Below are 23,036 nucleotides of genomic sequence, written 5' to 3'. Positions count from 1 at the left end.
ACAATGCTTTTATTGCTTCTCGTAACAATAAATAGCTACGCTCAGGAAGATGCTTGGGTTTATCTTATTGACAAACCCAATGTAGCAGTGGCTATAGCAAACCCAATTACAATTCTTACTCAAAAGGCAATCGATAGAAAGCAGCATCATAATATCTCAATCGATGAGCGTGATGTACCTGTGAATGAAGCTTACATTTCCGATTTAAATACCCAAACAGGAATTACAGTTTTAGCAAAATCTAAATGGTTTAATGCGGTTCATGTAAGAGGAACTGAAACAGACATAAACGCTTTAAGTGAATTAACTTATGTAGATTATATTGACTTTGCGAATAAAAATTTAAATACAGCTTCGCGTTCAACTACTATTGAAGATAAAACAGCTATTGAAGATGAAACTATCAATTTTACTTATGGTGATACTCAAAACCAAGTAGAAATGATAAATGTAGATAATTTACATTTAGAAGACTTTACAGGTAAAGGTATTACCATTGCTGTTATGGATTCTGGCTTTCCAAATGTAAATACCATGGCAGGTTTTCAACGTTTAAGAGATAGTCTTGGTTTATTAGATGGTTATGATTTTGTAGATAGAACAGCTGATGTGTATGCCAGTGCAATAAGTTCTCATGGTACAAGAGTGTTAAGCACTATGGCTGGCTTTGTGCAAGACCAATTTGTAGGTACAGCACCAGATGCGTCTTATTATTTATTTAGAACAGAAGATGGAGCTAGTGAAAACCCTGTTGAAGAAAGTTATTGGGTTGAGGCTGCTGAGCGAGCAGATAGTTTGGGAGTTGATATGATTAATACTTCATTAGGTTACCGTGTGTTTGATAACCCAAATTATGATTACTCACCGTCAGATATGAATGGGCAAGTAGCCTTCATCTCTAAAGGAGCTTCTATTGCTGTAGAAAAAGGAATTTTAGTGGTAGTCAGTGCAGGAAACTCTGGAGCATCTGCATGGCAAACTGTTGGATCACCAGCAGATTCGCCAGATGTATTGTCTATAGGAGCTGTAGATGCCAATGGAAACTATGTGTCATTTAGTTCGCAAGGTGGTGCAGCGCAAGTGGGTTATCAGAAACCAGATGTGGTCGCAAGAGGTGGAGCAGCTTATGTTATTGACGAAAATAATACGATAACACAAAATAATGGAACGTCATTTAGCGGTCCAATTCTTTGTGGAGGTATCGCGTCTTTATGGCAAGCGATTCCTGATGCATCTCCAACAGAAGTAATGGATTTTGTGAGACAATCTGCATCACAATTTAATGCACCAGACGATTTTCTAGGCTATGGTATTCCAGATTTAGATTTGGCACTAAATATGGCTTTGTCTATTGATAAAGAATCAGTTGATGATTTCAGGTTTTATCCTAATCCTGTATCAGATGAATTAAACATAAAATTTCCTTTAATTCTAAATGAATTAGAGCTTTCAATTTATAATCAATTAGGTCAAATAATTTTGAATAAAACAATTCAAGATGAAACTAAAACGATAAATACAGCAGATTTATCGACAGGGATTTATCTTTTAAAGCTTTCATCTGAAGCGATTTCAAAAACTTTCAAATTTATAAAACAATAAAAACGTAGAAATTCCCTTCCTTGGAAGGGTTAGGGATGGGTTTACAATTATTAATTAATACATGACAAACAGAATCACAGAACTTTTCAATATAAAACACCCAATCGTCCAAGCAGGTATGATTTGGAATAGTGGTTGGAGATTAGCTTCAGCTGCCAGTAATTCAGGAATTTTAGGTTTAATAGGTGCAGGTTCTATGTATCCGGATGTCTTAAGAGAACACATTCAAAAATGTAAAGCTGCAACTGATAAACCTTTTGGAGTTAATGTACCAATGTTGTATCCAAACATCACTGAAATTATGGATATCATTGTAGAGGAAGGCGTAAAAATTGTATTCACTTCTGCCGGAAATCCTAAAACTTGGACCAAATGGTTACAAGATAAAGGTATTACGGTTGTACATGTGGTAAGTAGTGTAAAGTTTGCACTAAAAGCTCAAGACGCAGGAGTAGACGCTATCGTTGCCGAAGGCTTTGAAGCTGGTGGACACAATGGAAGGGATGAAACGACTACCTTAACCTTAATCCCAATGGTAAAAGAACAGCTGCAAATTCCATTAATTGCAGCAGGAGGTATTGCCACAGGAAAAGCAATGCTAGCATGTATGATTTTGGGAGCTGATGGAGTCCAAGTAGGTAGCCGATTTGTAGCCAGTAAAGAATCTTCTGCACACCAAGCGTTTAAACAAGTAGTGGTTGATGCTAAAGAAGGTGATACACAGCTTACTTTAAAAGAATTAGCACCAGTACGATTGATTAAAAACAAATTCTACAATGAGTTACAAGACCTCTATAAAACCGCACCAACACTAGAACAACTTAAAGAGCTTTTAGGAAGAGCCAGAGCCAAACGCGGCATGTTTGAAGGGGATTTAGATGATGGTGAACTAGAGATTGGGCAAATAGCAGGTTTAATACATGATGTAAAGCCTGTAGCTGAGATTGTACGAGATATGGTAGCTGAGTTTGAGAAAGCAAAGCAAAATATAGCCTTATTATAGTTTAAATAGGTGGCACTGCCAATTGATTTTTTGAGTTTTATTTTTGATAAAAAATGGATATTACTAATGATTATATTTAATTACTGCCAACAATTTGTAAAATGACCAAATACATTCAAATTTTATGATCCTCATCAGTTACTTAACTTTGAGCTAAACTGAAACAAATTATCATTATTAGTAATTTCTTGGTGTTAATATATTTCTGAAATTTCTTCAAATTTAAACCTAGTAAATAATTTAAAACGATGCATTAACTAGATCATTAAAACTTTAAAGTTCTTTTAAGTATTGAAACTTACATACTGTTAATAAATGAGTTAAATTTGAGCTGTCTAAATAAGCAAGGCAAACACTAATGAATTTAACCACCGAAAATATATTGTTAGTAGGCTCATTATTACTTTTTATAAGTATAATCGTTGGTAAGACTTCTTATAAATTTGGTGTCCCTACACTTATTCTCTTTTTAGCCATAGGTATGTTGGCAGGTTCTGATGGTATCGGAGGGATTCGTTTTGATGACCCAAAACTTGCACAGTTTATAGGAATTGTATCCCTTAATTTTATATTATTTTCAGGTGGTTTAGATACCAATTTTAAAGCTGTAAAACCTATTCTGAGGGAAGGTTTAATGTTATCTACTTTAGGTGTTTTGCTAACAGCGGTTACATTAGGTACGTTTGTTTGGTATGTTACAGATTTTACTATATACGAAAGTATGTTATTAGGTTCTATAGTGTCTTCTACAGATGCAGCAGCTGTATTCTCAATATTAAGATCAAAGAATTTAGCATTAAAAAACAACCTTAGACCAACGTTAGAATTAGAGAGTGGTAGTAATGACCCAATGGCTTACGTCCTTACTTTGGCATTTTTAACTTTAGTGATAAATCAAGATAAAAGCTTAGCATCAATTGTTCCGTTATTTTTACAACAAATGATTTTTGGTGGCATAGCAGGTTTTGCCTTTGGTAGATTAAGTAAGTGGATAATTAATAATATTAAACTTGGCTTCGAAGGGCTTTATCCAGTTTTAGTTATTGCAATGATGTTTATAACATTTTCTGCTACTGACTTTATGGGTGGTAATGGCTTTTTAGCCATCTATATTTGTGCTGTTTATTTAGGCAATCAAGATTTAATACATAAATCTACCATTTTAAAAATGTTTGATGGTTTTGCATGGTTAATGCAAATTGTACTCTTCCTTACTTTAGGACTCCTTGTTTTTCCGTCTCAAATCATTCCATATATGGGTATAGGACTACTAATTTCAGTATTCCTTATTCTTGTAGCACGACCTATTAGTGTGTTTTTAAGTCTCATGTTTTTTAAAATGAAATTGAGGAGACGTTTTTATATTTCGTGGGTAGGTTTGCGTGGCGCAGTTCCTATTGTGTTTGCTACATATCCGCTTTTAGCAGGCATTGATAAAGCCAATATGATATTTAATATTGTCTTTTTTATTTCTGTGACTTCGGTTTTAATACAAGGTACTACCTTATCTATTTTTGCAAAGTGGTTAAATGTTGCATTACCAGAAAAATTAATGCCTGTAGAACAAAATGATCGTTACATTCTTAATCTTCCAAAATCTGAGATGGAGGAGTTTAAAATTTATCCAGATAGTGCTGCAGTAAATAAAAGGATAGTAGATTTGCACTTTCCTAGTTCGGCTTTCATTATTATGATAAAACGAAATGATAAATATGTGCGTCCTGGAGGTGCAACGGTTATTGAAGCTAATGATGTCTTAGTTATATTATTAGATAATGAAGAAAGCTTAAAAGAAGTAAACAAGGTACTGGCTTAAATGAGCTGATAATAAACGTGAAAGATTTTAATCACATATCTAAAGTTATATTACTCATAACAATTTATTGTTTTGGGATATGTGCTTCTGCAGCAAGCATACCAGCAGGTCACGTTGAAGTGTTACAAGGTGATACATCACAAAATGAATTTGTGGTTAATACATCTAAAGTTCATTTTTTACACATTCAGCAAGCTGAAACTGTTTTAGCTTCAACTACAGATATTACTTTCCCAGATTACAAGTTATCCTTTAAAGATTACTGTAACTCGTCCCTTACGGATCAGTTACAATTTCTTGCATCCTATAAGCAATACAAAAATCATTTAAAAACACTTCGGATTCGATATAAAAAATCGGATCTCATTTTTCCGTTCCATAATTTTTGGTAATTCTTTTTATGCTTTTTAAAGTTTAGGTTTTATAACCTAACAGCATGCTATGTATTGAGTCTTCTATACATACAACAGTTATATATCAAAAAAATAAAATAAATATAATATGGATTCAGGAACCGCCATAGTAGGTGCTATAAGCGCAGTTATTTGTGCATCACCTTTTGTCTTAACAGGCATAAATAGAAGAAAAAAAGAAAAGAATTTTTTAGCAGTGCTAAAAGATTTCGCGATAAAAAATGATAGTGAAATAACACAATATGAAATTTGTGGCAACTATGCTATAGGTATAAATGATACCGAAAAAACATTGTCATTTGTGTCTAAAATAGAAGATGACTATAAAACACAATTTATTGATTTGTCTGCTGTGATCGATTGCAAATCAGCCAATATTTACAGGTCGAGTAAAGGTGGTAAAGCAATTCAACGCCTTTGCTTACAGTTAAGTTATGCTGAGCCTTTAAAACAAGAAGATGTTTTAGAGTTTTACAATGCAGATGTTTGTTATCAATTAAGTGGTGAAATTGAGTCGATGGAGAAATGGCATAAGACCATTAGTAACTTATTGAATAAATAAGATATAAGTTATTAGCATTAAAGTGTATAAACTAATAGTTATGCACTTTAATGCTTATTAAATTAAAACAGAATCTCTTAAAATTAATTCTATAAACTAATTGCAATCTGTTATTTTTGTAGTAATAGACTTCAAAAACCTCACACTATGAAAAAGATAGTTCTTTTACTTTGTATCGCTTTTAGTTTTTATGGTTGTGAAAACAACATTAGCGAAGATGAGTTTGAACGTATTAATTGGAATGCAAGAGCTGCAGATGTTTCAGGTTTGGATTCTTTAGAAGTTGGTAAATCGTATTTATCTATATACTCACAGATTTACAGTTTGTCTCAGCACAAAAAATACAACCTTACTGCGATGGCAAGTTTGAGAAATACCAGCGAAACAGATACCATTTATTTATTAAAAGCAGATTATCATGGTACTCATGGGGAAATTATAAAGCAATATATCGAAAAACCCGTGTATCTACTGCCAATGGAAACTTTGGATATTGTGATAGAAGAATCTGATGTTTCTGGTGGTACAGGTTCTAATTTTATTTTCGATTGGATAACACCAAAAGACTGTTCAGAACCTATTTTTGAAGCTGTAATGTCATCCACAGTTGGTTCACAAGGACTTTCGTTTACCACGCAATCAAAACGCATCAATTAATTCGTACAACTAAAACCTAAGCACTATTTTTGCGGCATGGTTTTAAGTGACTACACAAAAGAATTTAAATACAACCTTAAACTAGCATCTCCTGTTATTTTAGGCATGCTTGGCCACACTTTTGTGAGTTTTATAGATAATATAATGGTTGGTCAATTAGGTGCTGCAGAATTAGCTGCTGTATCCTTAGGTAATAGTTTTATTTTTATTGCTATGTCTTTAGGTATTGGATTCTCTACTGCCATTACACCATTAGTAGCAGAAGCAGATACCGAAAAAAATTTTGCAAAAGGAAAATCAGTTTTTAAACATGGTTTTTTTCTGTGTACAGTTTTGGGATTGCTACTGTTTTTAATTTTGTTAGTGGCAAAACCACTTATGTATGTTATGGATCAACCAGAAGAAGTGGTTGAATTAGCGATTCCGTATTTAGATTTGGTAGCGTTTTCGTTAGTGCCTTTAATCGTTTTTCAGGCTTTTAAACAGTTTAGTGATGGATTATCGTTAACCAAATATCCTATGTATGCTACGATTGTGGCTAATATTCTTAACGTTGCTATCAATTATGTTTTAATTTTCGGGAAGTTTGGTTTCCCAGAAATGGGTATTGTTGGTGCTGCTGTCGGTACACTAGTATCTCGTTTTGTAATGTTGTTTTATTTATGGTGGTTATTAGCAAAACGCGATAAATCGAAAGCTTTTGTAACTCATATTAAGTTTTTTAAATTAAGTAAACAACCACTAAAAAAGTTAACCAACTTAGGCTTACCAAGTGCCATGCAAATGTTTTTTGAGGTTGCTATATTTACTGCAGCGATATGGTTAAGTGGTACTTTGGGGAAGAATGCACAGGCAGCAAATCAAATTGCGTTAAACTTATCATCTATGACGTTTATGGTAGCAATGGGTTTAAGTGTTGCAGCAATGATACGTATAGGTAACCAAAAAGGATTAAAGGATTTTAGAGCTTTAAAACGTATTGCAGAATCTATCTTTTTAGTTGGTTTTGTTTTTGCTGTAGTGTTTGCATTGTTCTTTGTCGTTTTTCATACTGTACTTCCAGATTTGTATGTGGATTTAGACGATCCTACCAATGCCGTAGATACGGCAGAAGTAGTTAAAATAGCAGCAACATTGTTATTAGCGGCTTCAGTATTTCAGATTAGTGATAGTTTACAAGTAATTGCGCTTGGCGCTTTGCGTGGACTTCAAGATGTAAAGATTCCGACAATTATTACCTTTTTCTCTTACTGGGTAATTGGATTTCCTATTAGTTATTTTTTAGGTAAAGAAGATGCATATGGTAGTCTAGGTATTTGGATTGGATTACTAGCAGGTTTAAGCGCAGCTGCAATTTTATTATATTTTAGGTTTAATTATCTTACAAAGCGTTTAATTTTGCAACAAGACAAAAGTTAAGACATGGAGTTACCAAAATTTATACTTGGAGATAATACAGATTATCCCGATGCAATTTTTATTATACATACAGAGTTTCCTCGATTTATTATTAATCTTGAGAATGATGAAGTAGAATGGTTTGAAGAATTTGATCAACACGACCAAAAAGAACTAGAAACCGAAACGGAAAATTATATAAAGCAAGCTACAGAATTTTACGATAGAGAAGTAGAGCGTTACGACGATTAATGTTAGATAGACTTTTAGAATTAGATACAGAATTATTTTTATACCTTAATGGGCTGGGTTCGCCAACTTGGGATGCGATGTGGTTACTCATTACAGATGAGCTTACATTTATACCACTTTATGCTATCCTTTTATTTCTTATTTATAAAAAGTATGGATTAAAACCTTTGTTATTAATGGTTGTAGTAATTGCTGCTTTAATAACTTTTACAGATCAGACAACAAATATCGTTAAGCGATCTGTATTACGGTTTAGACCTTGTGCTTGCGAAGATATTATGGATACGATACGTTACATAGCTGAGCGTTGCAGTTCTAATAGAAGCTTTTTCTCTGGTCATGCAGCTAATTCCATGGCTGCAGCAGTATTTGGTGGTTTAGTATTACGACCTTATTTTAAAAACTTAATCTTTTTACTTCTATTCTGGAGTTTTATTGTGGCATACAGCCGCATATATGTTGGAGTACATTACCCAATTGATATTTTATGCGGAATGACTTTTGGTGCTCTTGCAGGTTTTGGCTTTTACAAGCTCAATAGGTATTTACTCAACAAATTTATTTACGAGTAAGCTTATACAGCTTATTTACAAGTCTAGACTTATAACCTCTAGAATCCTTATTAGAAAAATTTAAATCGTAAGTGTCTATAAATTCAATAGTATATAGTTTAGAAAGTTGTTCAATAGTTTCAGGATTAGACCTAACCGTTAATAATCCAAATTGATTTTCTTTTGGGATTATATAACCTTCTTCAGTTTTTATTTTAGGAATTTTATCTCCGTAATTATAGATGACTTCTGGAGCTACATTATCTATGCTATACAAAGGAAGTGGAGTAGTGCTTAATTCTGAAACAGGTTTGTAATCTGCTTGACCCTGAACTTTAGAAACTGGTAATGCTACTAAGCCTATAGTTAGCATAAATCCAACCGTTAAATAAAAAACGTTTTTAATGTTTTTTGCTTTTAGAAATTTAAAAATAAAAAATCCAATAACCAACAATATTAGTGCAGTGATTATAAATCTAACTAATATAAATCTGGTTAAAAAATTGCCAAAAAAGAATCCTGTAACCCAAAATAAGATTGCGATACCTCCAATTAATCCAAATGAAAAGTAAACAGGAATGGTTTCTTTTTTATCCTTGATGTTTTTAAACTCACGAATTAAATATTCAATATAAAACCCAATATTTAATGCCAACGGAATTAAAACAGGCATGAGGTAACGTGATTTTTTTTCAGGAATCACAGATAATAATATTACTGCAAAAATTGTCCAAAAGAAACTAAGTCGATATACCTTTAAATTTGAGACTCTAGATTTCATATAAGGATAAAACAAGCTAATTAATGCTGGTATTGCCCACAATCCACTCTGTACAAAGAAACTCCAATAATAATAAAATGGTCTGACGTTATAACTGCTCCAATTAGACGTTTCGCGTGTTGCAATGGCAGTAAAGGTTTCGGGATCTGCAACTCTAACGTGCATATACCACCAACCACCTAGAACAATTCCAAAAACCAGAAGACTGATAAGTTTTAAAAAGTGAAGTACTCCACCTTTAAAACGAAAGGTAATTCCATAAGCAATTACAAAAGGTAGAAATAATACATAGAGTGAAACAGGTCCTTTTGACAATACGGAACACGCTAAAAACAACACAAACAAAAGACTTCTTAATATTGTGGTTTCCTTATTTTGAAACATTAAAAGTAGCTGATAGATGGCCATAAGCATAAAGCCATGCGTGTAAATGTCCCAAGGTGCTTCTATGCTAATACCAATAACATAAAAAGAGGTAAGAACAATAAAACCATTGATTAAACTATGGGATTTATTTAAATCCAATTTTTTAGATATAAAATAAGTAGATATTCCAATACTAGCTATAAATAAGAGTGCTGGCCAACGTAAAGCTAAAACAGATTTAATTCCAAATACTAAGCCAAATGCAGCCGTTATCCAAGTTGGTAAAGGTGGTTTTTGATAACGCGCTTCACCATTCATAGTTGTGAGTATCCAATTATTATCAGTAAGCATTTCTCTGGCTGAAATAAAATTTCGAGCTTCCATGATAGTCACAGGAATGGCATCAATTGTAAACCCTAACATTAAAATGACAAAAAGTAACAGACTGATTACAGGATATTTTTCTATGAGCTTAATCATTGGTTTGTCTTATTAGGTAAGCATTACGCGCATAAATTATGAGTCCAAATAAATGCCCAACAAACAACACAGGATCTTTTCTAATAATGGCATAACTTAAAATTAAACCTGCACCAATTAAACTCAGCACCCAAAATCCCATGGGTAAGGTTGACTCTTTATTGCGTTCAGAGTGAATCCATTGGTACACAAAACGCAATGTAAATACTATTTGGGCTACAATTCCTAAAACTAATAACCATGTAGGTATGGCTTCATTTTTAAATAATAATTCAATATCTATTTTATTGTTGTTGTAATAGAAAACAACAATTAAGATTGGGACTACAAATAGCAAATACTGAACTACTTTTGGGAATTTTTTCCATTGCCCTTGCAACTGTAAATTACGAATGTATATGTAATAGGTTAAACTTTGACCTAACATTATCGCAAAATCTAATCTAAGATATCCGTATATAAATAATAAGAAAGAAGCAATTAAACTTAGTGTCCAAAAGGTGGTTGGTGTAACAACCTTACGTTGCTTTTCTGAGGTTATCCATTGAATAATCAGCCGTGAAGAAAATAAAATCTGAGCTAAAAATCCGATGCTGTAAATTATCCAGTCTTTCATTTGCTGGATTTTGCAACGTCGTAGTTAATATACTTTTTCTTCATCCATAAATAGGCGAAGCAATCCATTAGTGGACCAAGAAGTCGATTCCAAAGTCCAAATTTTGCAGTACCAGCAATTCTAGGAAAATGCTGAACCGTAACTTGTGTTACTCTACCATTCTGTAACATTATCATAGCAGGTAAAAAACGATGCAGACCTCTAAACATAGGAATACGTTTTGCATAATCTGTTCTAATTACTTTAAGAGGACAACCTGTATCGTCCATACCATCGTGGGTAAAAGCACGTCTAATACCATTAGCTATTTTAGACGACATATTCTTTACAAAAGAATCTTTTCGGTTAGAGCGTACACCTGTAACTAATTCATGTGTGTCAATGTGTTTAAGTAGAATATTGAAATCCTCTGGAGATGTTTGTAAATCGGAATCTATATAACCAACTAATTCACTATCTACATAGTCAAAACCAGCTTTTATAGCAGCACTAAGTCCTTTGTTTTCTTTAAATAGAATATATTCAAAAGCCTCGTTGCGTTCGCATATTGCCTCAATTAAAGCTTGACTATTATCTTTAGAGCCATCATTAACAAATAAGACAGATGTTGGTACAGATGCAATTTTCAGGTAGTTAGAAAGTTCCGTTTCAACACGTTCTAAATTTTCCTCCTCATTGTAAACAGGAACTACAATAGTAAACTTATACATCATTTGTTTGGTTACTTAGTCTGTGCAAAAGTATTGTTTTTTTGTTACACTAAAATAAACTGTCTTTATTAGAAATAGATAATATATTGGAATAATGGTTATGTCAATTATTCTATAATCATATTTTTAAATATCAATCCATTTAATTGAATATCAAATTCAAATTGGAATTTAAAAATTCCTTTCAAAACTTGATACTTTTTGAATTTTGTATTAACATAATAAGGTATTATTGAAATATAAAATTTATCTTTTTCAATCATTATAGGATTTATAGCTAAATTGATAATATTTAATTGATTCTTATTGAGTAATTCTTCTAAATCAATTTTTTTTAACCAATTTACTTTTCGTCCATTAATTAATTTTGGAAAACTATCTAAATGAATATGTTTCTTTTCAATATAATATTCGTAGTCTTTTTCTGGCGAGCCTTTTGTCACTGAATCAAGATATTCTTTTATTGAGTGAAAATAAATATTTGTTTCTAATTCACTATTAGTATCATATGTTTTTTGACAAAAACAAAATTGAAATGACATTAAAAAAAATAGAACTATTTTAATATTCATTGATTTAATATTTCATCTTTAATTACAACGAAAGCAAGTATTCCGCCGCAACAAAAGGCGTCGTTTTTCCGGCTTCAACCAAATCAATTTGAGTTTGTAATTCGGCTTTAATTTTAGTTGAATTATAAAAGTTAGACTTAAGTCGTTCTTCTATGGTTTGCAATAGCCAAAACTTATTTTGATTATTTCTATTGGTTTCAAAATAGTTGTTTGAGGTTGAAGTTTCAATATAGCTTTCAATCATTTCCCATACTTCAGAAATACCTTCTTGTTTTAAGGCACTACATAAGGATACTTTTGGCGACCAACTAGAATCTTTTTGAGGATATAAATGCAAAGCCCTGTTAAATTCTACTTTAGCAGTTTTAGCCGCTTTTATATTATCTCCATCTGCTTTATTAATGACGATAGCATCAGCCATTTCTATAATACCGCGTTTTATGCCTTGTAATTCATCACCAGCTCCAGCCAATTTCAACAGTAAAAAGAAATCTACCATACTGTGCACGGCAGTTTCACTTTGTCCAACACCAACTGTTTCAATAATAATGGTATCAAAACCTGCCGCTTCACATAAAATAATAGTTTCTCGTGTTTTTCTAGCTACACCACCCAAAGAATCACCAGAAGGTGATGGGCGAATAAAAGCATTTTCATCCTTAACTAAATCTTCCATTCGGGTTTTATCTCCCAAAATACTTCCTCTACTTAAACTACTACTTGGGTCAACAGCAAGCACAGCGACTTTTTTGCCCTTCTTTGTAAGATAACTTCCAAAAGCCTCAATAAAAGTACTTTTACCAACACCAGGTACACCAGTAATGCCAATTCTTATAGAGTTGTTTGCATAAGGTAGGCACTTCGTTATTATTTCATTTGCTTTTTTAGTATGTGATGCATTTGTGCTTTCTACTAAAGTAATAGCCCGACTTAAGGCTGTAATATGACCAGATATGATATCAGAAACTAAATGTTTAACAGAAACCTGTTTTTGGCGTTTAGCTTTAATTGCATTTGCAGAATCTGCACTAAAGCTATCAGGTTCTTTTATACCATCATTTTCGTGCAAAGCAGATTTATATGTCGGTTTTTTTTTTGCCACTTTGCAAGTTTGGGTTAAGATTCGTTAGCCTCTTCAACTTTTATAGGCATTTCAATTAAGGTGTTATCCCAAGCCATAGTAAGTTTTAGAGTTCCTAGTTTATTGTCAAAGGCAATAGTAAATTGTTCTACTGTGCTATCAAGCTTTTGAATAGGCACTTCAACTTCTAAAACATCATAGTTAGGATCCCACATTGGTTCCATTTTTTCGTTAACTCCCCATTCATACTGTCTGGAGTTAAACATAACCTTCCAAGTGCTTTCCATAGGCACACTCCAAATGGTATATTTTCCTTTTTTTAAAAGCAATCCATTAATGAGTAAGTCTTTATTAGTTTCAAAAGTCGTAGCTTCATTGGCACCAGTTCTCCATACTTTGTCATATGGAACAAGCGCTCCAAAAATTTCACGCTCACGTTTAGAAGGTCTATTGTATTCTACTTTTAGATTTAAATCATTGAGAGAAATCTTAGCAGAATCTTTAGGGCTTAAGCGAGGTGAGAAAATGTTTTCTACAAATACAGAATATAAAAGTAAGCCTAGTGCTAATATAGACAAGACAATTAGGAGGCGTTTAAGCATAGTTATTAATCTTAAATTGAATTTAAAATTTAAAGATAATTCAAATCCCTAAATTTATAGAATACTAACGTTGAATTTTAAGTAAATCTTATAAAATGAATATTTTTTTAGATTTTTTGTCACACTTAAAAATTAGCGACGTCTTTAATGTGTAACCAATCAAAAAACTAAACCAAAATCAGCACCTTTCAAATTCATATTGTTGAAAAATGCAAGCAGAACGATAGGCAAGCGCAAATGCAATTGTACAATCAATATTGCAATGGCATGTTAATAGTAGCGCTTCGATTTGTAAAGGATACAATGGAGGCAGAAGATATTGTACAAGAAGCGTTTATAAAAGCGTTTTTAAAGTTAGAACAATATAAAGCTGAGGTAAGTTTTGGAGCTTGGTTAAAGCGCATAGTTATTAATAAATGTATTGATGTTTTAAAATCTAAGCGTCAACGTTTTTTAGAACTCGAAGAGAATCATTTAAACGTCGTAGATGCAGATTACGAAAATGAATGGTTAGTAGAGGATGATATAACAATTGAAGAGGTAAAAGCAGCAATTGAGCAATTACCAGAAAAGTATAAATATGTAGTGATGCTCTATTTAATTGAAGGTTACGATCACCAAGAAATATCTGAAATTCTGAATATTTCTGAAGTCGCATCAAGAACCCAATTATCTAGAGGAAAGCAAAAGTTACAATTAGCATTAAACACAGAGAAAAATGGCACAAGATCTTAGAAATTTATTTAATGAAGAACCAAAAGATCAGCATATAAAAATGTCTGAAGGTCATGAAGCACGTTTTCTTCAAAAGTTAGAAGAAACGTTGCCTAAGAAAAAACCGTCTAACAGGTTTAATTTCTTTAGCATAGCGGCAAGCGTTGTTGTATTGTTAGGCTTGAGTTATGGAGCGTTTCAGTTTTTCTCTAACCCACAAATAACTGATGATGTACCAGTTAAAGTTGTAGAAACTGACATAAAAACCTTAGGTGATGTTTCGCCAGACTTAAAGAAAGTAGAAGACTATTATTTGGCAAGCATCAATTTAGAATTATCTAAAGTACAGTTAACACCAGAAAATAAGGAATTATTTGACGGTTATGTACAACGTCTTAAAGAATTAAATGAAGAGTATGATAAGCTTACGATAGAATTAAATGCAAATGGACCTAATGAAGAAACCTTAGACGCTTTAATAGATAATTTAAAGTTTAGACTAAACCTAGTAATGCGTCTTAAAGAAAAGTTGCAAGAATATAATGATGATTCATTTACACAAGAAATTACATAATCACAATCAATAAATCATAAAATCAAAAAACGAACAGTTAAATCAAAAAAAACATGAAAAAAACAATCAAAATTTTAATGCTTTGCCTTATAACCACATTTGGTTATGCACAGAAAAAGTTGAGTAAGGTATCACAATCTATAAAAGTTAATAAGGATGTCGTTGTAGATTTAAGAACTAGCTATGTAGAAATAGAATTAGAAACTTGGAATAGAGATATCGTAGAAGTTGAAGCTTATATTGAAAGTTCAAAATTATCTCAAGAAGAACTACAACGTGCTTTAGAAGCTTGGAATCTTAAAGTGGAAGGATCTGGTGATAACGTTATTATTTCATCTACAGGTGGAAGAAGTTCTAGTTTATTTCCAGGTGATGATTACTCTTCATTGTTAAATGATCTAGAGTTTCAGTTAGCAGAAATGCCAGAAATGCCTGAAATGCCACCTATGCCAATATTACCACAAATGGCTGAGATGCCAGAAATGCCAGAAATGCCAGAAATGCCGATAATGCCAAAGCTACCTGAGTTACCAAAAGGGATTACAACTATAGATTTTGATTACGATAAATATCAAGAAGATGGAGAAAAGTACTTAACTGAATGGAGCAAAAAGTATGAACGAAAAGGGGGTAAAGAGTTTCAGAAAAAAATGGAGGCTTGGGCAAGAAAATTTGCAGAGTCTGGTTACCAAGAAAAGATGGAGAAATGGGGAGAAGAATATGGTAAACGTTTTGAAGGCAAATGGGCTAAAGACATGGAAAAATGGGGAGAGAAATTTGGAGAGAAGTTTGGGAAAGACATGGAGAAATGGGGTGAAGAATTCGGAGAAAAGTTTGGCAAGGAGTGGGAAGAAAAAATGGAAGCTTGGGGAGAACGTTTTGGTGCAGAAATGGAAAAACGTGGAGAACAAATGGAAAAGCGAGGTGAAGCGATGGAGAAACGAGCTGAAGCATTAGCCAAAAGAGCTGAACATATGCACGAGAGACAAGAAGAAATGCAGAATAGAAGAGCGTCTATTTTAATAGGTCGATTAGAATCTGGTAGCAATAGCAAAGTAAAAAAGGTGATTAAAATTAAAATCCCTAAAAAGGCTAAGTTAAAAACTAACATAAGACATGGCGAGCTAAAGTTAACTTCAGTTATTTATAATATGAAAGGTGATATATCGCACTCATTTTTAGTAGCAGAAAACATTGATGGAAGTGACACTTCCATCAATGTATCTTATTCGCCAGTGGTTATTAATAATTGGGATTTAGGTACGCTTAATCTTAATTTTGTAGATAAAGCACAAATTAAGAATGCGAAGAATTTAGTGCTTAATTCTAAGTCGTCTAATATTAGTATAGAGCGTTTAACAGATACAGGTATTATAGATGGTAGTTTTGGAGATTTAACTATTTCTAATCTTACTGAGACCTTTAAGAACCTTAATCTAATTTTAGAGAATAGTGATGCTTTAGTTAACTTACCAAAAAATATAGATTACAGTATGTATTTTAAAGGTAACCGTTCTAAGTATAATAATAAGCCAACAACACAAAAGACCATTCGTAATTATCCTGAAGGACAAAGTTCGGATAGAAATATCATTGTTAATGCTAAGTTTAGTAATTTAATTATGAACTAGAAAAACTACTATTTATTTACTGAGTTTGGTTTTCTGAAATTATTTCAGAAACTATTTTGTCTTCACGTTTTTCCATTGAAATAGAATCGTATTTTTATGGAAATTTTAGTTTTATGTCCCTTTCCGCTTTCGAAGTATTTCTGCAATCTCTTCAAACACATGCATTATTAAAAGGAATATCTAAGTTAGATTATGTGCCTCTAGATTTATCAATACACAATAAAGAATTAAAAGGTGTTAATATTTCTTCATCAACAGATTTAGAAACTTTTATCAATAATCAGATAAAGAAAAACGACGCCAAAGTTGCATTTGGAGGTTATTTAGAGCAACGCGGTATTTATGAGCGTAGTAATTATTTTAATCAATCTAACCCAGAAACCGAGCGTAATATTCATTTAGGAGTGGATCTGTGGATAGAAGCCAATACACCAATTTATGCACCTTTAAATGGTATCATTCATAGCTTTAAGAATAATACCAATTATGGAGATTATGGACCAACATTAATTTTAAAACATACCATTGGAGGGTTTGAGTTTTTTACGCTTTACGGACATTTAAGCATAACATCAATTAAAAATTTAGAGGTTGGAGTAGAAGTAAAGCATGGCCAACAAATTGCTGCGTTAGGTACTGCTGAGGTTAATGGAGATTATCCGCCACACTTGCATTTTCAAATTATAAAAGATATTCAAAATTTTGAAGGAGATTATCCAGGAGTAAGCAATCAATTCGATTTAGAATTTTACAAAGCTAATTGCCCAGATCCTAATTTGTTATTGAATATTTATTAATAATAGATGCTTTAAAAGCGCACTATACTATGTTGAAGTGTCTCTATTCAATTACTTTATATCGTTTCCCATTCTTTAGTATTTTACCTTTATATCCTTCAAAATAGATAGGAATTGCAATATCTCTTTCTTTTCTAACAACAAAATGTAAATGTGGACCACGTGTATATCCTGTAACTCCTGAAATTCCAATTTTTTGTCCCTTTTTTACAATTTCTCCTTCTTTAACAAAACTTCCTTTGTAATCTAAATGAACATATGAAGCTAAAGTACCATCAGAATGCAAAATAACTATTTTGTTAGCAGCATGTATTAAATTCTTTCCTCCTTGCTTGGTAAACCAATCCACTACTTTTACAACCGTACCCTCTCGTGCAGCATAAACAGGTTCGCCTACATTTAACTGAAAATCTATGGCATATCTAGACTGTAAGCTGTTATGGGAAAACTTGCCATTAAAGCTCTGACTTACCTCATATTTTTTTCTCTTTTTAAACGGCATTCTGTATAGATAATCTAAATCTGGTTCTATTAGAGATTGATGCCCTAAAAAATAACCAATACGAATGCTATCTTTAAAACGAGAAATGAATGTAGAATCAGGTAATTCTCCGCTGTAATTAATGAGTTGTATACTGTCTTTTGGTTTAAGTATAAATGATTGTAATTCTATCTGATTTTTTTCTTCTGTAAAGTAAATTTCAATTGGAGCTAACGATTTACTTTTAGCTATAAACTTAAGCGTATCCATATCTTTTCTCCATCCAATAGATAAATCGTCTAAATATGTTGTGGGCTCGTCTTTTTGTTTTTGCCCAAAACTATACAAAGCACTTAGAAAAAATATTGATAAAATAAAGTAAATTCTTTGCATCAGATTTCAATGTTCTACATTTGTGTGTGCTGTTATTGGCGTGTTTTAGCACCTAATTTAGCAAATAAATATTAGATAGAATTTTCTGAAATAGTGTGTATATATTGGCAGTGACTTAGCAATTAATCTTATAAGGCGTAGAGTAACGTTTACTAAATGTAATTGAAAAATAGTTCAATGATAACACCAAGGATTACACTTAATATTGCTGCAATGCGAGACAACCTTTTTAATTTAAATGTGTTTGCAAATGCTAAGCCTATACATATTAGAGCACAGATAGATAAAACTATGGTTCCGTATAATGGCATTATACTGTTAAAGAGCCCTATGGCATTAAAAAAAGGATCTAGTAAAGCAGTGAATCCGAAAAGAGCTAAAGTGAAATTTGTTTTTTTATGACCTATAAAAAGGTAATAACTTGCAATTAAAAGCTCAACACTTATGGCTAAGGGGCCAAATTGATTATAGTATTCTCTTTTAAAATATGCTTCGAAGCCTTGAGGAAATTCAATTTTTGTTATAAATGCAACACTTAAAGCAAATCCAATAATTAAAAGTATTGACGAAATAATTCTTCTTTTTTTCATGAGCCTCTTATTAATGTTTACCAACGGTTTTACATTTAAAAAGTAGCAAGCTTTTACACTATACCTTTCGCAAAGTAAATTACAAAATAAAAAATAATAGCGATTTAAAGTGAGTTTCAAATCGCCATTACCAATTCGCTTTGTTGTATCGAGTTATTGAACTTCAACTTGACTCCAGATACCAGTTTTTGCTGTTTCTTTAGCATACTCTATAAATGGTTTGGCTTTTCTGCCTAACACGCGTTCAATATCATTAACTACCAATTGATTTTTTGGATTAGTTAAAACATGAGTAAATAAATACTCAATTAACCACACAACATCATTAGGTATTTGCATTTGTTTCATACCATCTATGTACTGCTCTAAAGTGATGTCGTAAAAATTCAAGCTTCTATTACTGGTTTTTGAAATGATATTTACAATATCTTTAAAAGTGATTAATTCTGGACCTGTTACTTCAATAATTTCGCCATTATAAGAATCATCTAGTAACACGGTTGCAGCGACTTCTGCAATATCATTTGCATCTACAAATGGAATTAAAACATTAGACATTGGCAGTGCTACTTCTCCGGTTAAAATAGGTTCTAAAAAGAAACTTTCGCTCCAATTTTGATTAAACCAAGAAGCTCTAACTATTGTATAATCTATACCAGAATTCATAACAATATTTTCGCAAGCTTCTGCTTCGGTTTCCCCTTTGCCAGAAAGTAAAACCATTTTTTTAACTCCTAGTTCCTTTGCTAAATAGGTTAGGCTTTGTATGGCTTCTTTAGCTCCAGGAACGGCCAGATCTGGATAATAGGTAACATACATTCTTTCAATGCCATTTAAAGCATTTACCCAAGTATCTTTATCATCCCAATCAAAGCTTGGTGATGCGTTTCTTGAACCAATTCTCGGCTCAATTCCTTTGTTTTGTAATTGCTCAACGACTCGGCGACCCGTTTTTCCGGTTCCTCCGATAACTAAAATATTTGTTTTCATAATTAATTGTTTTAAAATTATCTTTTAATAAATAGTGATATAAGTAATAGTATAAATGAAACCATGCTCGAAATTGTTCTTATATCATGAAAATGATTCCAAGCACTTTCATAATAAGTTCTAAATGCCATTAGATCTATTAGGTTAAGGTTGTTGATATTTAATGCTTCTAGCTCATTGTTTAAGGGGACATTTCCAAAGGCTGTAACTCCAAATGTGCCAACTAGATATATAATAGTTGATGCCAACACTAACACAAATTCAGTTTTGTTGTTAAATTGTAAATAAGTAGTTGTTACCAATGCCATTAAACTTCCAAAGAACACAATGAAGAATGCTGGGTTTAAGATTTCTTTATTAATATGCTGCATGCTTTCCAAGTACGTATAATCACCTACCTTTTTAGTACCCAATACGACTGAAACAGACCATGCGAAGAAAAAACCTGTAGAAAGCGCATTTAGTAAAACCGTTATTAAAAAAATTATAGTTTTCATGCTTTAATTTTTTTACTGGTCAAATGATTTCCGTAATAGAGAACAATGAAGTAAAACTCAACAATTATGGTATAGAACATAGGATCTCCGAAAAATTCTGAATAGCTTCCACCAGTTGGAATAATAAATACAGGAACAGTAATTATTACATCTAGTAGTGTAGCTACAATTACAAATGTTAGTCCTAATTTTGAAGGTTTTAATTGACTTTTTGTATAGAATAAGTATGTTCCTAAACATGCGCTAGGTATTATACCTAAAGCTAATACAATGTTAGATTGTAGTTCGGAATTTTCTAAGATGGGCACATAAAACGATAAGAGGTAAAAGCTAACTCCTAAGGTCCAAACGAGTATACCACATATAACGCTGAATAAATTTTTACGGATCATAATCTTTAGTTTTTAAATTATGATACAAATTTATATGAGCTGTCTTCCAGCGACTTATTCAGAAAGAATTATGATTTATTCGAAAAGAATTTTACACCTGGCTAGGTCTGTAGCCAAACTTTTTTTCAAATGCATTAGAGAAAGAGCCTAAACTATCGTAACCCACAGCCCAAGCGGCTTCTTGAATTGTCTTTTGTTCGTTTTTTATTAACCTGTAGGCTTTTTTTAAACGTTCGTTTTGTAAGTATTTAAAAACAGGAACTCCAAACTGTGCTTTAAATTCTATTTTTAATTTATTAGTGTTGGTGCCAATTCTATGTGCCAATTCAGTTAAGGATGGTGGGTTTTCTAAATCAGATAATAAAATTTCTTGAGCGAGATTAATTTTTTCTATTTGCGAAGTATTGAGTTTGGTTTTTTGTTGTTTTGCCAATTGGCCGAAATAATGAGAAAGTAAAGCTGTAATATGGCTTTTATAAAACATCATTTTAATCTCACCTTCGAAAGTATTGCTAAAGAACTGTTCAACTAATTGAAACATTTCTGGACTCATGTTAAATACAGGACCTTCAATGTAATGATCTTTTGGGTGAATTAATTGAAATAAAAATTGTTCCAAAAATTGACCTTCACCATTAGGCAATTTGTCTAAGTTTTTAATGGTTGTTGTTATGACTAAACATTGCAACGATTTTAGTTTGGAAACATGATGTTCAAACTCTACTTTCTCATCTGCATAAAATGATAGTACCATACCTTTAGTATGATGGAATGTTCTAGCTTTTCCATCAAATTTTACATTAAGACCAACATCGCCTGCACCATAAAAAGCAACAGCTATTACAGGCTCATCAAAATAACAGGAATCTATTAGATTATTGTTAGTAGAAGCCTCTTCCAACAAAATTGTGTAATCATTTATATCTATAATTTCACGATTCATTCTTTTAAATTATCACTATAAATTTAAATGCTACCAACGTATTTGTATATGATTAGTTGCGTGGTTTAAACACTAAAGTTAGCAAATAAATCACAGATAGAAAGTCTGTGAGGATTTTCGTAAGTAGGCTAGGACTAGCAATAAATTATATACAGTGTTGGGCGTAGTGTTTTAACGTATTGCTTCGTCAACCGATTTACTATCCACAAACTGCTCAAAACTGATAATCTTGCCATTGTTCAGTTTCCATATATGGGCCACTCTTGCTTCAAAATACTTGTTCGTTTTTTTATATGTACCCGAATAGGTGCCATAAGCAACTACTTTGTCTTCATTTGCAATATAATCTTCGGGTGTAAATTTATAATCAATCCACTCGCTACCTAAGCGCTGAAAAACATTTTTGGTAACACTTTCTAAACCAATATAAGTTCCAGCATATGGAAAACCTTTAGCTTCTGTCCAACTAATATTTTCGGCTACATGTTTGGCCAAGTTTTTACCGTTTTCTTCTGAAGTTTTACCTTCATATGTACTTTTTATGATTTCTAAATTTGTCATTGCTTCCTGTTTAAACGAACAACTTGACACTACTAAAAGCAATGTCAAGTTGATAATTATTATAAATCTTACCATTTCATTTCTCCTGTATTCACTTTTGCTCCTAGCACTAAAGCTGTTTCAAAAGTTAAATTCGGATATTTTGATTTTATCGTTGCTATTAACGCTTCAGAAGTTGTGTTACTTTTTAAAGCTTCTTCATAAAATTGAATGTAATTTTTAGTATGGTTTACAGCATCAATAGTGAAATCTGAATTTGTATTTGCGTGTGCCGGAATTACTATTTCAGGTTTTAAATCACTAATGCTATTTAAGATTGATAACCAGTTTTGGCGTGCTTCTGTTGTTTGTGCATCTGCCATCCATACATTAAATGTTGTGCCAAATACATTAATGCCGCCTAAAGCTGTTTTAATTGATGGAATCCAGACAAAAGTTCTTTTTGGGAAATCTTCTAATCCAATGATTTCTAGTTTCTCACCTTCTAAGGCAATAAAATTTTCTTTAAGAACTTGTGGTAAAATAACATTGGATGTAATTTTATCACCTAATCTTTCGCCCCAAACTTCCAATTTCTTTTGGGCTGTTGCTTTTATATGTTCTACTGTTGCAGGCGTTGCATAAGCTGTAACCTCAGGGAAATATTTTTTGAATACCTCTAATCCGAAATAGAAATCAGGATCACCGTGAGACACATAAATAGTTGTTAAGGTTTTACCTGAGTTTTTAATTTCTTGAGCGACTTGTTCAGCTTCTGCCAATGTAAATTGTGCATCTATTAATACGGCATCGTTTTTTCCTGAGATAATTAAAGATGCCACACCAAAACTATTTTCGGATGCGTTGTAAATTTGAAGTTTAAATTTGCTTGTTTCTATTGTTTTAAAACTTTGTTCTTGTGCATTCATTTTGAATAAAATTAAAATTGTAAATAATGTTGTTGAAATAATCGATTTCATTTTTTTGTCCTGTTTATTATGATGGTACAAAGATGCAATGATTACCCACTTC

Annotated in this window: 27 protein-coding genes; 13 read left to right on the top strand and 14 right to left on the bottom strand. The window is 32.3% G+C overall.

Going from position 1 to position 23,036, the window contains the following annotated elements:
• The first annotated feature begins 3 nt into the window (after nucleotides 1–3).
• From H8K90_RS11495 to H8K90_RS11455, 9 genes are all read left to right on the top strand, one after another.
• Nucleotides 4–1,602 (top strand): S8 family serine peptidase, encoded by a 1,599-nt coding sequence (locus H8K90_RS11495; protein ID WP_246457650.1) that lies wholly within the window; start codon nucleotides 4–6, stop codon nucleotides 1,600–1,602.
• 61 nt (nucleotides 1,603–1,663) lie between these two features.
• The gene (locus tag H8K90_RS11490) at nucleotides 1,664–2,605 is read left to right on the top strand and encodes an NAD(P)H-dependent flavin oxidoreductase (RefSeq protein WP_186846099.1); all 942 of its coding nucleotides are present in this window, start codon (nucleotides 1,664–1,666) and stop codon (nucleotides 2,603–2,605) included.
• Nucleotides 2,606–2,963: 358 nt separating this feature from the next.
• On the top strand, nucleotides 2,964–4,421 hold the full coding sequence (locus tag H8K90_RS11485; RefSeq protein WP_186846098.1) for a potassium/proton antiporter: 1,458 nt from the start codon (nucleotides 2,964–2,966) through the stop codon (nucleotides 4,419–4,421).
• 17 nt (nucleotides 4,422–4,438) lie between these two features.
• The gene (locus H8K90_RS11480; protein WP_186846097.1) at nucleotides 4,439–4,813 is read left to right on the top strand and encodes a hypothetical protein; all 375 of its coding nucleotides are present in this window, start codon (nucleotides 4,439–4,441) and stop codon (nucleotides 4,811–4,813) included.
• 109 nt (nucleotides 4,814–4,922) lie between these two features.
• Nucleotides 4,923–5,396 (top strand): hypothetical protein, encoded by a 474-nt coding sequence (locus tag H8K90_RS11475; RefSeq protein WP_186846096.1) that lies wholly within the window; start codon nucleotides 4,923–4,925, stop codon nucleotides 5,394–5,396.
• 147 nt (nucleotides 5,397–5,543) lie between these two features.
• On the top strand, nucleotides 5,544–6,053 hold the full coding sequence (locus H8K90_RS11470; RefSeq protein WP_186846095.1) for a DUF3124 domain-containing protein: 510 nt from the start codon (nucleotides 5,544–5,546) through the stop codon (nucleotides 6,051–6,053).
• A 36-nt stretch (nucleotides 6,054–6,089) separates the two neighbouring features.
• Nucleotides 6,090–7,472: an MATE family efflux transporter gene (locus H8K90_RS11465; protein WP_186846094.1), complete on the top strand. Its 1,383-nt coding sequence runs from the start codon at nucleotides 6,090–6,092 to the stop codon at nucleotides 7,470–7,472.
• Between the two features lie 3 nt (nucleotides 7,473–7,475).
• Nucleotides 7,476–7,703: a hypothetical protein gene (locus H8K90_RS11460; protein ID WP_186846093.1), complete on the top strand. Its 228-nt coding sequence runs from the start codon at nucleotides 7,476–7,478 to the stop codon at nucleotides 7,701–7,703.
• Nucleotides 7,703–8,275 (top strand): phosphatase PAP2 family protein, encoded by a 573-nt coding sequence (locus tag H8K90_RS11455; protein ID WP_186846092.1) that lies wholly within the window; start codon nucleotides 7,703–7,705, stop codon nucleotides 8,273–8,275. The genes H8K90_RS11460 and H8K90_RS11455 overlap by 1 nt, the downstream gene beginning before the upstream one ends.
• On the opposite strand, the gene H8K90_RS11450 is transcribed toward H8K90_RS11455, so the two are convergent.
• The 6 genes from H8K90_RS11450 to H8K90_RS11425 all read right to left on the bottom strand — a co-directional run bounded on the left by H8K90_RS11450 (nucleotide 8,262) and on the right by H8K90_RS11425 (nucleotide 13,462).
• Entirely contained in the window at nucleotides 8,262–9,881 is a 1,620-nt protein-coding gene (locus tag H8K90_RS11450; RefSeq protein ID WP_186846091.1) for an ArnT family glycosyltransferase, read from the bottom strand. The two genes, H8K90_RS11455 and H8K90_RS11450, sit on opposite strands and share 14 nt — an antisense overlap.
• Nucleotides 9,874–10,497, bottom strand: a complete 624-nt coding sequence (locus H8K90_RS11445) for a lipid-A-disaccharide synthase N-terminal domain-containing protein (protein ID WP_186846090.1) — start codon at nucleotides 10,495–10,497, stop codon at nucleotides 9,874–9,876. The genes H8K90_RS11450 and H8K90_RS11445 overlap by 8 nt, the downstream gene beginning before the upstream one ends.
• Nucleotides 10,494–11,210, bottom strand: a complete 717-nt coding sequence (locus H8K90_RS11440; protein ID WP_186846089.1) for a glycosyltransferase — start codon at nucleotides 11,208–11,210, stop codon at nucleotides 10,494–10,496. Before H8K90_RS11440 ends, H8K90_RS11445 begins: the two co-directional genes overlap by 4 nt.
• Nucleotides 11,211–11,314: 104 nt before the next feature.
• On the bottom strand, nucleotides 11,315–11,779 hold the full coding sequence (locus tag H8K90_RS11435; RefSeq protein ID WP_186846088.1) for a class I SAM-dependent methyltransferase: 465 nt from the start codon (nucleotides 11,777–11,779) through the stop codon (nucleotides 11,315–11,317).
• Nucleotides 11,780–11,801: 22 nt separating this feature from the next.
• Nucleotides 11,802–12,881 (bottom strand): methylmalonyl Co-A mutase-associated GTPase MeaB, encoded by a 1,080-nt coding sequence (gene meaB, locus H8K90_RS11430; RefSeq protein WP_186846087.1) that lies wholly within the window; start codon nucleotides 12,879–12,881, stop codon nucleotides 11,802–11,804.
• A gap of 14 nt (nucleotides 12,882–12,895) precedes the next feature.
• A complete protein-coding gene (locus tag H8K90_RS11425; protein WP_186846086.1) occupies nucleotides 12,896–13,462 on the bottom strand; it encodes a DUF2911 domain-containing protein in 567 nt (188 codons plus the stop codon).
• A 177-nt stretch (nucleotides 13,463–13,639) separates the two neighbouring features.
• Here H8K90_RS11425 and H8K90_RS11420 point away from each other — a divergent pair, with 177 nt between their 5' ends.
• The 4 genes from H8K90_RS11420 (at nucleotide 13,640) to H8K90_RS11405 (ending at nucleotide 17,178) form a co-directional block, all read left to right on the top strand.
• On the top strand, nucleotides 13,640–14,197 hold the full coding sequence (locus H8K90_RS11420) for an RNA polymerase sigma factor (protein WP_186846197.1): 558 nt from the start codon (nucleotides 13,640–13,642) through the stop codon (nucleotides 14,195–14,197).
• On the top strand, nucleotides 14,181–14,750 hold the full coding sequence (locus H8K90_RS11415) for a hypothetical protein (protein ID WP_186846085.1): 570 nt from the start codon (nucleotides 14,181–14,183) through the stop codon (nucleotides 14,748–14,750). The genes H8K90_RS11420 and H8K90_RS11415 overlap by 17 nt, the downstream gene beginning before the upstream one ends.
• Before the next feature lie 53 nt (nucleotides 14,751–14,803).
• The gene (locus tag H8K90_RS11410) at nucleotides 14,804–16,381 is read left to right on the top strand and encodes a hypothetical protein (protein ID WP_186846084.1); all 1,578 of its coding nucleotides are present in this window, start codon (nucleotides 14,804–14,806) and stop codon (nucleotides 16,379–16,381) included.
• A gap of 113 nt (nucleotides 16,382–16,494) precedes the next feature.
• Nucleotides 16,495–17,178, top strand: coding sequence for a peptidoglycan DD-metalloendopeptidase family protein (locus tag H8K90_RS11405; protein ID WP_186846083.1), 684 nt, complete (start codon nucleotides 16,495–16,497; stop codon nucleotides 17,176–17,178).
• A gap of 43 nt (nucleotides 17,179–17,221) precedes the next feature.
• Here H8K90_RS11405 and H8K90_RS17075 read toward each other — a convergent pair whose 3' ends face one another.
• The 8 genes from H8K90_RS17075 to H8K90_RS11365 all read right to left on the bottom strand — a co-directional run bounded on the left by H8K90_RS17075 (nucleotide 17,222) and on the right by H8K90_RS11365 (nucleotide 22,984).
• Complete coding sequence (locus tag H8K90_RS17075; RefSeq protein ID WP_186846082.1) at nucleotides 17,222–18,052, bottom strand: M23 family metallopeptidase; 831 nt, start codon at nucleotides 18,050–18,052, stop codon at nucleotides 17,222–17,224.
• A 152-nt stretch (nucleotides 18,053–18,204) separates the two neighbouring features.
• Nucleotides 18,205–18,642, bottom strand: coding sequence for a hypothetical protein (locus H8K90_RS11395; RefSeq protein ID WP_186846081.1), 438 nt, complete (start codon nucleotides 18,640–18,642; stop codon nucleotides 18,205–18,207).
• Between the two features lie 153 nt (nucleotides 18,643–18,795).
• Nucleotides 18,796–19,632 (bottom strand): SDR family oxidoreductase, encoded by an 837-nt coding sequence (locus tag H8K90_RS11390; RefSeq protein ID WP_186846080.1) that lies wholly within the window; start codon nucleotides 19,630–19,632, stop codon nucleotides 18,796–18,798.
• A gap of 17 nt (nucleotides 19,633–19,649) precedes the next feature.
• Nucleotides 19,650–20,129, bottom strand: a complete 480-nt coding sequence (locus H8K90_RS11385) for an anthrone oxygenase family protein (protein WP_186846079.1) — start codon at nucleotides 20,127–20,129, stop codon at nucleotides 19,650–19,652.
• Nucleotides 20,126–20,521 carry a DUF5367 family protein gene (locus H8K90_RS11380; protein ID WP_186846078.1) on the bottom strand — a complete coding sequence of 132 codons (396 nt, stop codon included), beginning with the start codon at nucleotides 20,519–20,521 and terminating at the stop codon, nucleotides 20,126–20,128. Before H8K90_RS11380 ends, H8K90_RS11385 begins: the two co-directional genes overlap by 4 nt.
• A gap of 91 nt (nucleotides 20,522–20,612) precedes the next feature.
• Complete coding sequence (locus H8K90_RS11375; protein ID WP_186846077.1) at nucleotides 20,613–21,464, bottom strand: helix-turn-helix domain-containing protein; 852 nt, start codon at nucleotides 21,462–21,464, stop codon at nucleotides 20,613–20,615.
• A gap of 171 nt (nucleotides 21,465–21,635) precedes the next feature.
• Nucleotides 21,636–22,025, bottom strand: coding sequence for a nuclear transport factor 2 family protein (locus H8K90_RS11370; protein ID WP_186846076.1), 390 nt, complete (start codon nucleotides 22,023–22,025; stop codon nucleotides 21,636–21,638).
• 68 nt (nucleotides 22,026–22,093) lie between these two features.
• Nucleotides 22,094–22,984, bottom strand: coding sequence for an MBL fold metallo-hydrolase (locus H8K90_RS11365; protein WP_186846075.1), 891 nt, complete (start codon nucleotides 22,982–22,984; stop codon nucleotides 22,094–22,096).
• Nucleotides 22,985–23,036: the final 52 nt, after the last annotated feature.

Source organism: Winogradskyella echinorum (assembly GCF_014297365.1).
GTDB classification, from domain to species: Bacteria; Bacteroidota; Bacteroidia; order Flavobacteriales; family Flavobacteriaceae; genus Winogradskyella; species Winogradskyella echinorum.
The sequence above is the reverse complement of the archived record's forward strand: the minus strand, read 5'-3'. Positions and strand labels throughout refer to the sequence as shown.